A 12838-nucleotide genomic window follows, 5' to 3' on the forward strand; every position below is an offset into this window, starting at 1 on the left:
TTTGTTAATAAAGAGTTATAAATAATAATCCTGCTCCAATTCAAAATCTGCAGATAGCTTGATATCGTCAGAAGCTGAACCTATCAGTAGTTTAAACTTACCCTTTTCTGCTACCCATTTCATTTCCGAGTTCATCAGTTTTAAATCGTTCGCTGTCAGCTCGAAATAGATTTTGTTTTCTTCTCCTTTATTCAGGTGAATACGTTTAAAATCTTTGAGTTGTATAATGGGCGTCACCGTACTGCCAACTTCGTCGCGAACGTAAAGCTGTATTACTTCATCGCCGTCATATTCGCCCGTGTTCTTCAATGTAAACTGAATTTTCACAACAGGTTGACCCTCGTCATATTGCATTTCATAGGAAAGATCGCTATAGGTAAAAGAGGTATAACTTAAACCGTACCCGAAACTATATAAAGGCTTGGCGTTAACTTCTACATAATCGTGCCGTGATGGACTCCTGTAATTATAGTAAATGGGCAATTGGCCGATTGCTTTAGGTACTGATACGCTTAATCTACCAGCAGGATTATAATCCCCAAATAGTACGTCGGCAATGGCATGACCGCCTTCTTGTCCGGGGTACCAGGCATCGATGATTGCCGGAATATGCTCTTGAGCCCAGTTGAGATTTAGTGGTCGTCCTTTGATGGTCACCAGCACCACCTTCGTACCCGTTTCATAGATGGCCTGCAATAACTTGATTTGATGACCTAACATATCCAGTGTCGCGCGATCAAAACCCTCACCACTTTCCATATCACTAATCACACCTTCATCTGTTTTTACTTCAGCCGCTCCTGTTTCCTGATAGGATGTCTTAAAATCACGAGCACTGGAACCTCCGAGTACCACGATAGTGACATCGGCCTTCCTGGCAATGTTAACGGCCTCTTCAATTTCGGTATTGGTCGTGTCTCGAATATCACAGCCTTTGACATAATTCACTTGGACGGTGTTTCCCAATTTTTGTTGGATGCCCTTCAGAACGGTCACGATGTTGTCATTAGCTTGAGGTGCCGTATAATCTCCCAGTTGATTATAAATATTATGAGCATTAGGGCCAACGACTGCTATTTTCTTCACAGCTTTGCTCAGCGGTAGGGTTTGTTGATCGTTTTTTAGCAGGATAATCGATTCTTGTGCAACCTTTCGGGCTAACGCAACATGTTCTTTGCTACGGACTATGGATTTTACCCGATGGACATCTGCATAAGGTTTTTCAAACAGTCCTAAAGCAAATTTCTGTTCAAGCACACGCCTTACGGACGCGTTAAGTGTCTCCTCAGACACCTTTCCTTCATTTATTGCCTCAAGCAATGCATCGCCAAAACCATAGCCACTAAGATCGGCGTCTAAACCGGCATTTATGGCTTGCGCAGCGGCTTCAGCTGGATCGGAGGCGGTGTGATGACTACCTGCAATACCAGATATGCTCCCTAAATCAGAAACCACAAAGCCCTTAAAATTCCAATCATTTTTCAGCGTTTCTTTCAATAACCATGGATTTGCCGAACAGGGTATACCGTCAATTGAATTGTAGGCTGTCATCACCGAAAGTGCTCCTGCATTAACTGCCGCATGAAAAGGTGGTAGATAGGATTGGTAGAGCTCACGTAGGCCAATGCTTACACTGCCACCATTATGTCCACCCTCAGGAACGCCGTAAGCGGTAAAGTGTTTCAGTGTTGATATAATATTTTTCCCACTTGTTAAATCGTTTCCCTGAAAACCTTTAACCATCGCTATTCCCATCTTTGCATTCAACACTGGATCTTCTCCATAGGTTTCTTCTAATCGAGACCATCTAGGATCGCGGGCAAGATCTAATATCGGGCCGTAACCTATATGGCTTCCTGTGGATCTAGCCTCTTTTGCTATTACCTTTGCCATTTTATTAATGAGCGAAGGGTTCCAGGTACTTGCCTGTCCGATAGCAGTGGGGAAGACTGTAGTTCCTATTGCCATATGCCCATGTGGACACTCCTCAGCAAGCAGTAAGGGAATACCCAAACGGGTACTATCTACCATATATTTTTGTAAAGCATTTGTTGCCTGAGCAGCTTCTTCAGGTGATAAGCCGTTTTCCAATGTTTTCTTTGTCCAAGGGTCCGCCCGTAAAGTAGCCCATAACATACCAATATGCTGTTGTTGTACAGCTTCTCTGAATTGATCGCTTATCCCAATACCTCTGCTTGTTTTTTTATACATTTCCCAGCCTAGAAGCGTTGATAATTGTCCTACTTTTTCTGCCAGTGTCATTTGGCTTAATAGGTCATCTACACGTTGATTGATCGGGAGGGAAGCGTTTTTATAAGCAGGTTTGTCTGCTGGCTTTTTAAAAGAAAATAATGAAAAACAGGTGATTAAGATTAAACTTAAGTAATAATATTTGTTCATATTGTTTATACACTAAATATTCGGAGGGATTGATCTTGTAAAAATATGCAAAAAATAAATAGGTGTCTGTAGTACAATTATACTTTTGGACAAAAAAATAAACCGTTCCAACTTCTTAGAACGGTTTATAATTTTATGGTTGAACTAAAAAGTTTATTTACTTCGATTTTTTAGATCCTTCTTCACCTTCCATTTGCTCTTTTAATTGAGCTAATACATCAAGATCACCTAAAGTAGATTTTTCAACAGAATCTTTCACCTTTTTAACGGCATTAGATGCTGCTTTTGCTTCTTTCTTACGGTTATTGAATTCTTCAACGCGAGCTTCAGCTCTTTCATCTTCCCAGATACGGGAATGCGAAATAACAATACGCTTGGCTTCCTTATTGAACTCAATAATTTTGAAATCAGCAGTTTCTTCTGCTTTCAGCGCTTTACCATCTTCTTTGATGCTATGTTTGCTAGGGCAGAAACCTTCTACACCATAAGGAAGTGCTACGATATCTCCTTTATCAGTCACTTTAAGAACAGTTCCTTCGTGAATAGAATCCACTGTGAAGACGGTTTCAAAAGTGTCCCAAGGGTTTTCTTCCAATTGTTTGTGACCTAAGCTTAATTTACGGTTTTCTTCGTCAAGTTCCAAAACAACCACATCTAATTCTTCGCCTACCTTAGTAAATTCATTCGGATGGTTTACTTTTTTAGACCAAGATAAGTCAGAAATATGGATCAATCCATCTATGCCTTCTTCGATCTCAACAAATACACCGAAGTTCGTCATATTTTTTACAATCGCTTTATGTTTGCTTCCGATAGGATAACGTTCAGCTATGTTTTTCCATGGATCTGGCGTCAATTGCTTAATACCTAAGCTCATTTTACGTTCATCACGATCTAAAGTCAATACTTCCGCTTCGATTTCGTCGCCAACTTTCAAAAATTCTTGTGGGCTACGTAAGTTCTGAGACCATGACATTTCTGATACGTGAATTAAACCTTCAACACCTGGTGTAATCTCTAAGAAAGCACCATAATCTGCAACGGTAACGATTTTACCTTTTACCTTAGAGCCAACTGCTAACTCGGTATCAAGAGACTCCCAAGGATGCGGAGTAAGTTGCTTCAATCCTAAAGCAATACGCTTTTTCTCATCGTCAAAATCAAGCACAACAACATTGATTTTTTCATCTAACGATAATACTTCTTTAGGATGCTCTATACGGCCCCAAGAAATATCAGTAATATGCAATAAACCGTCAACACCACCAAGATCGATGAACACGCCAAAATCAGTTATGTTTTTAACAGTACCTTCCAGTACTTGCCCTTTTTCCAGTTTAGCTACAATTTCAGATTTTTGGTTCTCTAGGTCGTCTTCGATTAATACCTTATGTGACACCACAACGTTCTTAAATTCATGATTGATCTTTACAACCTTGAATTCCATTGTTTTTCCAACATAAATATCATAATCACGTATAGGTTTGATATCTATTTGCGAACCAGGTAAGAATGCTTCTACACCTTTAATATCAACAATAAGACCTCCTTTGGTACGGCTCTTTACAAAACCATTGATAATGGTGTCATTTTCTAAAGCTTCGTTGATAGCTTCCCAAGATTTTTGCGTTTTGGCACGTTTACGGGAAAGCACCAACTGACCATTTTCATCTTCACGAGACTCAACGAATACGTCTACCTTATCACCAACTTTTAGTTCGGGTAGATCACGGAATTCAGAAAGAGATACCAAGCCATCTGATTTAAATCCGATGTTAAGTACCACATCTTTGTTGTTGATAGAAACTACGGTTCCTTCAACAATTTCTCCTTTGTTCACGGAGTTGAAAGTGCCTGCGTACTGCTCTTCTAATTTAGAACGTTCTTCGGCGCTGTAGTTGCCGAAACCTTTTTCGTCTTGGTCCCAATCAAAGTCCCCTTCCGGAGTGATCCAAGTGTTAGATTTGATTTCGTCGATGAACTTTGAATCAGCTTCTGATTCGATGTTCTCTTTTTCCTTAACTGATTTTTCGTCAGTGTCTTGAATTTCAGCTTGTTTAGCTTTTAACTCTTTTTCTGCTTCTTGTTTTTTTGCCATTAATTAATTTATCTCCTTTTCCCAAAATTCATTGGGACTGCAAAAGTGCAAAAATTATTTTTAAAACAAGCAAAAAGTGTCATTTTTGTTTAGAAACATTGGTGATTTACAGATTTTTGCAAAAAAAAAATTACTAAAAATTGTTTCATTGCATCCTTTAAGACCTAATCAAACAGGCTGCTGTGCAGTCGCCCTTGACCAAAATCTTTCCTCTGCTGAAAATCACAATTTCACTATGATCACATCGTCATTCAGCTTTTATTCCCTATTACCAAGTGACTTGATCAGTAGATGTCGGGAGGATAGAACAAGAATATGACTTGGATGGTATTCAGACTTCTGGGTGTTTGTATTTATTTTGATTAAGCATGGACTTTCTCTACTTCTCCCAACACAAATTGAAGTTGCTCTTCTTCGTTCATATTGGTGTTATCTAATATTACGGCGTCGTCGGCTCTAATTAATGGGCTCTCTTCTCGTGTAGTGTCCTGATAATCTCTATGGGCAATATTTTCGAAAACCTCTTCTAAAGTGATTTTTTCACCTTTACTGGTAAGTTCTAGAAACCGACGTTCTGCCCGTACTTTCGGGTCTGCGGTCATAAATATCTTTACCTGTGCATGCGGAAATACGGTGGTTCCGATATCGCGACCGTCCATCACTAGATTTTTTCGGCTACCCATTTTTTGTTGCTGTTTAACAAGGGCCTTCCTGACGTTTCTGATCGCGCTAACCGCACTCACATTTTCTGATACATGCATTTGTCGGATTTCTTCTGATACATCTTCACCATTAAGGAAAATTTTCGTAACACCAGCTTCTTTATGCGAATCGAGGTGTATGTCTTCAAGTGCTTGATCTACTACGCCTATATTGGTTATATCAATATTGTTGCGTAAAAAATATAAGGTTACTGCTCGGTACATCGCTCCACTATCTACATAGACATAATGGAGCTCCTTTGCCAATGCTTTTGCGACGGTGCTCTTGCCGCATGATGAATATCCATCAATTGCTACGATAATATTTTTATTACTCATGGGCTGGCAAAAATAACTAATTATGATGAGACTTATCACTACGTCTGCCATTTAACGTTACGGAAAGCCTATTTATGATTTTAAGTGTTAAATTTGCGAAATGCTATTCCCTATTGACATAGAAGACTTAAAACCGTGTATACAGTATAACACTTCAAGGAGCGGGGGAAGTGGGGGACAAAACGTGAATAAAGTTGCAACAAAAGTTGAACTGCTCTTTGATTTTGAAAAATGTCCTTTGTTTGATGATCAGCAGAAATTGCGTCTATATCAAAATCTAAGGGAGCGTATACAATCGGAAAGGAAAATACAAGTCGTTAGCCAGCAAGGCCGTACCCAATTAACTAATAAGAAAATTGTTCAGCGTAAATTGATTTCTTTGATTGTAAGTGCGTTGAAGATTCAAAAGGAACGTAAACCAACGAAGAGAAGCAGAGCATCTGTTGAAAAGAGATTGGAGAATAAGCGAAGGAAATCTCTACTGAAAATAAATAGACGAATAGAAGAATAAACCAATTAATTAGAATGTTTCTTAATAATAGACGAGCCTTGTATTGTTACCTCCTATCTATTAGTATTTCGTATTTTTGCAGAAATTTAATTTTGGACAGGATATAGTATATGAAAAAGGGCTCTATATTAGGGATAATAATCATTGCAGTAGCGATTGCAATGATTGTCAGTATTTATACAGACTCAAGTACTTATGCTTCATTTAATGATGCACAAAAAACTGAATCTGAGATACATGTTGTGGGTGAACTGAACAAAGCTAAAGAACTGCATTATAAACCAATAGAAAACGCCAATTATTTTGCTTTCTACATGATAGATAATGATGGTACAGAATGTCGGGTAGTTTTTAACGGCTCTAAACCCCAAGATTTTGAGCGATCTGAGCAGATCGTATTAACAGGCAAGATGGTAGGTGAAGAGTTTCATGCTTCAAAAATTTTGATGAAGTGCCCTTCTAAATATAACCAAGATGAGGTGGAAGTTACAGAATCGGTCGCTTCGAACGTATAAAAACAGCAAAGTATAGATTTAAACAGCATCTCCTCATTTACTATTTAAATATTTTAAATGGATATTCAATTTCAGGGCGAAAGCCTTTTCCCCGGCCAATTAGGTCAATTCTTTATTATATTATCGTTTGGCACAGCGCTTTTATCTTGTATAAGTTATTTCTTTGCTTCAAAACACAAAGACGACCGTTCTTGGCAAAAAATAGCCCGTATTGCTTTCTTTAGCAATGTAGTTGCAGTTATTGGCATCGGTTGCTGTTTGTTCTATATTATTTACAATCATTTATTTGAGTATCACTATGCGTGGGCCCATTCCTCACGCACTTTGCCTGTTTACTATATAATTTCCAGTTTTTGGGAGGGGCAGGAAGGAAGTTTCTGGCTGTGGATGTTCTGGCAAGCAGTATTGGCTGTTGTGGTAGTAGCGCGGAGCAAAAGCTGGGAAAGCCCGGTAATGACTATAATCATGCTTTGTCAGGCAGTTTTGGCATCTATGCTATTGGGAATTGAGGTGTTTGGCGAAAGGGTAGGAAGTTCGCCGTTCATTTTGTTGCGGGATGAGATGAACGCGCCTATATTCTCTAATCCTAATTATTTAAGTATGATTGCCGACGGTCAGGGTTTAAATCCGTTATTGCAGAATTATTGGATGGTGATACACCCGCCTACCTTATTCTTGGGTTTTGCTTCAATGATCGTGCCTTTTGCTTACGGCATAGCGGGGTTGTGGCAAAGGCAGTATAAAGACTGGTTGAAGCCAGCGCTGCCATGGTCGCTGTTTGCTGTTATGGTACTTGGAGCAGGAATTATTATGGGATCGTTTTGGGCTTATGAAGCGTTAAACTTTGGGGGCTTCTGGGCTTGGGATCCGGTGGAAAATGCTTCTATTATACCTTGGTTTACGCTGATTGCTGCGGTACATGTGATTGTGGCTTATAAGAATTCTGGACATTCGTATTTTACTGCAACTTTTCTAGTACTGATCAGTTTTGTATTAGTAATTTATGCTTCATTTCTAACCAGAAGTGGGGTGCTGGGAGAGACCTCTGTGCATTCCTTTACAGATTTGGGGATGTATTGGCAACTGGTGGCTTTCAATTTGCTCTTTTTAGTTATAATGATTTATTTTTTAATTTCCAGATGGAAAGAATTGCCTATTACTAAAAAGGATGAGGAGACCTACTCAAGAGAATTCTGGCTATTCATTGGTGCATTAATTTTAGTGGTTGCCTGTGTACAGATTATTGCAACGACCTCTATACCGGTATTCAATGCCATGTTTGGAACAAAAATAGCACCACCAGTAGATGCCATTGCTCATTATAATAAGTGGCAAGCGGCCTTTGCTATTTTGGTGCTTATATTGTCTGCTATCGGGCAGTTTTTGAAGTATAAGAAAACTACACCAAAAGTATTTTATGCCAATTTATTGGTGTCTGTTATCGTGGCTGTGGTAGTGACGGCTATCTTGGTCTATGTGACGAAAGTATTTACTAATTTTATTTATATCTTGTTATCCTTTTCGGCTGTATTTGCCTTAGTAGCGAATGCCCGTGTTTTGGGAGATGCATTTAAAGGGAAATGGAAGTTGGCAGGATCGTCGGTAGCGCATATCGGTTTTGCATTGTTGTTAATTGGGGCTTTGGTAGCCGCCGCTACAAATAAGGTCGTATCCCTCAATTCTAGTGGATCCATTCCCATAGCGGGTTTTGAAGAGGCAGAAAAACCGGGTGAAAACCTATTTTTGTATATTGATGAACCAATGGAGATGGATGATTATACCATTACTTATGTAGGGGATAGCACCTCTGGACCAAATACCTATTATAAAGTGAATTATGAGAAGCGAGATGGAAAAACAGGTGCTGTTCAAGAACGCTTTCAACTGACCCCAAACGCACAACAAAACCCGAAAATGGGATTAATAGGAACACCGAGTACTAGGCATTACCTTACGAAAGACATTTACACCATTATTACGTCTGCACCTAAGCTAGACGATCCGGACGAACATGACCACAACCACGAGGGCCATGATCCGAACGAGGGCTATGAGGAGCCTTCAACCCAGCTGGTTAATATAGGCGATACCCTACGATATAAGAATGGCTTTATTGTCGTTAAAAGTATCGATAGAAATGCTGCCCTACAGAATATGCCTTTGGCAGGCGATGATTTGTTGTTTGCACTGCAATTGGAAGTTCATGCAGCAAATGGTGAAATTTACGAGGCCGATCCTAAGTACCTGATCAAAAATGGTAATAGTTTCGATTTTGCCAGAGATATTGAAGAGCAGGGATTGCGATTGAGATTTACGAAAATTGTGCCTAATGAAGGTATGGAACTGATGGTTTATCAAAAACCTTTGCCAGAAAAAAAATGGGTGGTAATGAAAGCTATTGAATTCCCTTATATAAATTTCTTTTGGTGTGGGACAATTATCATGACTATTGGTTTCTTATTAGCTATCTTAAGAAGAAATAAAGAGCTAAAAGGTAAGATAGTTTAAACTTTTATACCCTTTTATTGTTAATTTTATCCCATGGGGGCTGTGGTATTTAGCTTACCACGGCCCCTATAATTTTTCAGACAATACATATGGATATTGTAATCTTAGGAAGTGGAAATGTTGCTACGCATCTAGCATATGCCTTGAAAAAGGCCCAGTACCACATTAGACAGGTATATAGCCCAAATTTTTCTCATGCCAAACATTTAGCAGACGGTATTGGAGCAGAGCCTTTAGATGACTTAAGGTATGTGACTTCTGAGGCAGATGTGTACCTAATTGCCGTAAAAGATGAAGCGATAGAATCGGTGGCAGCTGCGTTGAGGCTTCGAAATAAAATATTATTACACACGTCAGGTAGTACAGATATTAACGTTTTGACACCCTTCTCCTCTTGTTATGGTGTGATATATCCCCTTCAAACCATATCTAAAGAAGTAGAATTAGATTTTACTAAAGTACCACTTATTTTAGAGTTTTCAGATCCTGAAACAAAAGCCGAGCTTATGAATTTGGCTTTTAAGTTATCTCCCCTAATTTATGAATATAATTCAGAACAAAGAAGATGCCTTCATTTGGGGGCGGTAATCGCTTGTAATTTCAGTAATTATCTGTACGCGATAGCTCATGATTTTTTAACGGAAAAAAAAGTAGATTTTAATTTATTGCGGCCGCTGATTGTCGAAACTGCAAACAAGGCGCAAGATCATAATCCGAAAGACGTACAGACAGGTCCCGCGGTAAGAAACGATCAGCAGATTATTGATAAACATATTAATCTGCTTCAGCAACATGAGGATTGGCAGCGGGTATATCGGTTGTTAAGTGAGGGGATTGTAAAAAAATTTTGGAATGAAAGTAAGTACGATGATAAAATTTAAACTAACTTGCCCTGAAAATGTTATTTGATAAAATAAGAAAGGTAAAGGTGCTGGTGTTTGATGTGGACGGTGTGCTGACCGACGGCAAGGTTTTAGTGACAGAAAATGGTGATCAACTACGAACCTTTAATATACGTGATGGATACGCGTTGCAATTAGCTGTAAAGCGAGAAATGCCCGTAGTGGTTATTACCGGAGGAAAATCTCAAGGTGTTCTTATGCGTTTATCCGGACTGCACGTAAAACATATTTTTTTGGGGGTCAACAATAAAATAAAGGTCTTGAAGGAGTGGTTAGATGATCACAGATTTAATCTTGACGATGTATTATATATGGGCGATGATATGCCCGATTTGGGTGTCATGAAATTGGTGGGAATGGCTGCTTGTCCCGCTGACGCAATAGAAGAGGTAAAGTCTATATCTCATTATATTAGTGCTAGAGAAGGGGGGAGGGGGGCTGTAAGAGATGTGATAGAGAAGGTTTTAAAATTGCAGGGTAAATGGGATCACGAAAATGTTGTCAAAAGCATTTAGGCCTGTTTTGAATCTGAATAATAGATAATCATGGAAGATTTAAGTCAAAAGACTATCATTTTAGCTTCGAAATCTCCACGGAGAAAAGAACTGTTAAGTGCATTGGGATTAACATTCAAAACGGATGTTAAAGAGGTTGACGAGTCTTACCCTGATACGATGAATGGGGCTGCCGTCGCACTTTATATAGCAGGTAAGAAAGCGGAGGCCTTTGATGTGGTGTATGATAATGAGCTAGTGATTACAGCCGATACTATCGTTTGCGTCGATGATCTAATTCTAGGGAAACCGAAAGATTATGATGAAGCATTTCAGATGCTTACACGCTTGTCGGGAAAGAGACATGAAGTGATTACTGGCGTTGCTTTAAAAACAAGAGATAGAATTAGGACTTTCCATGAAGTAACAGCAGTTTACTTTAACCAGCTAAATGACGAGCAGATAAAATATTATATTGAAAATTTCGAACCTTATGATAAGGCTGGAGCCTATGGCATTCAGGAATGGATTGGAGCAGTTGCTGTTCGTCATATCGACGGTTCATATACCAATGTTATGGGACTGCCCACAGCTAAACTTTATAATGAGTTGATCAAGCTACTATAAGCTTTGGAGATTAATGACAAAAGTAGGACTACTTTCAGACACACATGGATATTTAGATAAGGCTGTCTTTAAACATTTTGCCAAATGCGATGAAATTTGGCATGCTGGAGATTTCGGTAGTGTCGAGTTAATAGAACGTTTACGCGATTTTAAACCATTTCGGGGAGTATACGGTAATATAGATGGTAGAGACATTCGCGTATCTTACCCAGAAGATTTAAGGTTTTTTTGTGAAGAAGTAGACGTTTGGATGACGCATATTGGCGGATACCCCGGTAAATATACGCCGAGAATACGTGATGAGATATACGAAAATCCTCCTAAACTATTTATCACTGGGCACTCTCATATCCTTAAAGTTATGTATGATAGAAAAATCGATTGTTTACACCTAAATCCAGGTGCCGCAGGAAAACAAGGGTGGCACAAAGTGCAAACCCTGATGCGTTTTACAATCGATTCTAAGATTATACGAGACCTTGAGGTTATAGAAATTAAAGGTTATTAAATGTACACCTTAACAGTTTTTTTTATTACTATTATTTTTTCATAATCGTCTTTTTATTAGTTTATTGTACGGTTTTACGTGTATAAAATACACATGTTTTTGTTTATTTTTATTACACTAAGTTGTTTATTTTTTAGTATTTTTACTGTGTGCTGTTTTTTTATTGTCAAATAAACAATTATTAATTAATCGTAAAAAGCTAAATTATGTCTGTAGTAAAAACACTTGGTCAATTTATAATAGAGAAGCAAGCGGATTTTCCATATGCTAAAGGAGAGTTGAGTCGATTATTGCGAGACATTGGTATCGCAGCAAAAATTGTTAATCGAGAGGTGAACAAAGCCGGTTTAGTCGACATACTAGGTGATGCGGGCACAATAAACATTCAGGGCGAAGGACAAAAAAAATTGGATGTTTATGCAAACGAACAATTTATTTCTGCTTTAAGAAGTGGTGGAGAGTGCTGTGTAGTGGCTTCAGAGGAACACGATGATTGTATATATATTGAGTCTGAAATATCAAAAAATGCTAAATATATTGTAGCAATTGATCCATTGGATGGTTCGTCTAATATAGATGTCAATGTAGCAATTGGTACAATATTTTCAATATACCGCCGCCAAAGCACTAATGGAAAAGCACTTATTAGCGATGTACTACAGAAAGGCAGTCGGCAGGTCGCCGCGGGTTATATTATTTATGGGTCATCTACTATGCTCGTTTATACGACAGGAAAAGGAGTCAATGGTTTTACTTTGGACCCGTCGATTGGAGAGTTTTGTCTTTCGCACCCCAATATGACTATACCTAAAGAAGGTCATATTTATTCGATTAATGAAGGGAACTACGTGCATTTTCCTCAAGGAGTTAAAGACTATATTAAGTACTGCCAGGAAGAGGATGTGGCAACGAAAAGACCTTATACTTCACGATATATAGGTTCAATGGTGGCCGATATTCATAGAAACCTTATTAAGGGGGGTATTTTTTTATACCCTGTTTCTGCGGCCTATCCTAAAGGAAAGCTACGGTTGGTTTATGAGTGCAACCCGATGGCTTTTATTCTAGAGCAGGCTGGGGGGGGGGCTACTGATGGTTTTAACCGAATATTAGATTTGACACCACTTAAGCTGCATCAACGATCGGCAATTTTTTTGGGTTCTGAATTAATGGTGCTTAAATTAATGGATTGTTTGAATCAAACAAATAAAGAAAAAAAACAAGTGAGTTAATCC

At 38.7% G+C, this 12838-nt stretch carries 11 protein-coding genes; 8 read left to right on the forward strand and 3 right to left on the reverse strand.

The annotated features are described in order from the left end of the window. Positions 1–15: 15 nt before the first annotated feature. The 3 genes from H8S90_RS16665 to cmk form a co-directional block, all read right to left on the reverse strand. Positions 16–2400, reverse strand: a complete 2385-nt coding sequence (locus H8S90_RS16665; protein WP_187338987.1) for a glycoside hydrolase family 3 N-terminal domain-containing protein — start codon at positions 2398–2400, stop codon at positions 16–18. Between the two features lie 157 nt (positions 2401–2557). After that, positions 2558–4498: a 30S ribosomal protein S1 gene (gene rpsA, locus H8S90_RS16670; RefSeq protein WP_187338988.1), complete on the reverse strand. Its 1941-nt coding sequence runs from the start codon at positions 4496–4498 to the stop codon at positions 2558–2560. Positions 4499–4860: 362 nt separating this feature from the next. Further along, a complete protein-coding gene (cmk, locus tag H8S90_RS16675; protein WP_187338989.1) occupies positions 4861–5538 on the reverse strand; it encodes a (d)CMP kinase in 678 nt (225 codons plus the stop codon). A 100-nt stretch (positions 5539–5638) separates the two neighbouring features. Between cmk and arfB the strand changes: the two genes are divergently transcribed. The 8 genes from arfB (at position 5639) to fbp (ending at position 12835) form a co-directional block, all read left to right on the forward strand. Beyond that, positions 5639–6049 carry an alternative ribosome rescue aminoacyl-tRNA hydrolase ArfB gene (gene arfB / locus H8S90_RS16680; RefSeq protein WP_187338990.1) on the forward strand — a complete coding sequence of 137 codons (411 nt, stop codon included), beginning with the start codon at positions 5639–5641 and terminating at the stop codon, positions 6047–6049. 110 nt (positions 6050–6159) lie between these two features. Further along, positions 6160–6564 carry a cytochrome c maturation protein CcmE gene (locus H8S90_RS16685; protein ID WP_187338991.1) on the forward strand — a complete coding sequence of 135 codons (405 nt, stop codon included), beginning with the start codon at positions 6160–6162 and terminating at the stop codon, positions 6562–6564. 57 nt (positions 6565–6621) lie between these two features. Next, positions 6622–9072, forward strand: coding sequence for a heme lyase CcmF/NrfE family subunit (locus H8S90_RS16690; protein WP_187338992.1), 2451 nt, complete (start codon positions 6622–6624; stop codon positions 9070–9072). An 89-nt stretch (positions 9073–9161) separates the two neighbouring features. Then, positions 9162–9953, forward strand: coding sequence for a Rossmann-like and DUF2520 domain-containing protein (locus H8S90_RS16695; protein WP_187338993.1), 792 nt, complete (start codon positions 9162–9164; stop codon positions 9951–9953). 17 nt (positions 9954–9970) lie between these two features. Continuing rightward, positions 9971–10489, forward strand: a complete 519-nt coding sequence (locus H8S90_RS16700; protein ID WP_187338994.1) for an HAD family hydrolase — start codon at positions 9971–9973, stop codon at positions 10487–10489. A 30-nt stretch (positions 10490–10519) separates the two neighbouring features. After that, positions 10520–11095: a Maf family nucleotide pyrophosphatase gene (locus H8S90_RS16705; protein ID WP_187338995.1), complete on the forward strand. Its 576-nt coding sequence runs from the start codon at positions 10520–10522 to the stop codon at positions 11093–11095. A 13-nt stretch (positions 11096–11108) separates the two neighbouring features. After that, complete coding sequence (locus H8S90_RS16710) at positions 11109–11603, forward strand: metallophosphoesterase (RefSeq protein WP_187338996.1); 495 nt, start codon at positions 11109–11111, stop codon at positions 11601–11603. Positions 11604–11809: 206 nt separating this feature from the next. Beyond that, positions 11810–12835 (forward strand): class 1 fructose-bisphosphatase, encoded by a 1026-nt coding sequence (gene fbp, locus H8S90_RS16715; RefSeq protein ID WP_187338997.1) that lies wholly within the window; start codon positions 11810–11812, stop codon positions 12833–12835. The last annotated feature ends 3 nt before the right edge of the window (positions 12836–12838 follow it).

This window comes from Olivibacter sp. SDN3 (assembly GCF_014334135.1).
In the GTDB taxonomy this organism is placed as follows: Bacteria; Bacteroidota; Bacteroidia; order Sphingobacteriales; family Sphingobacteriaceae; genus Olivibacter.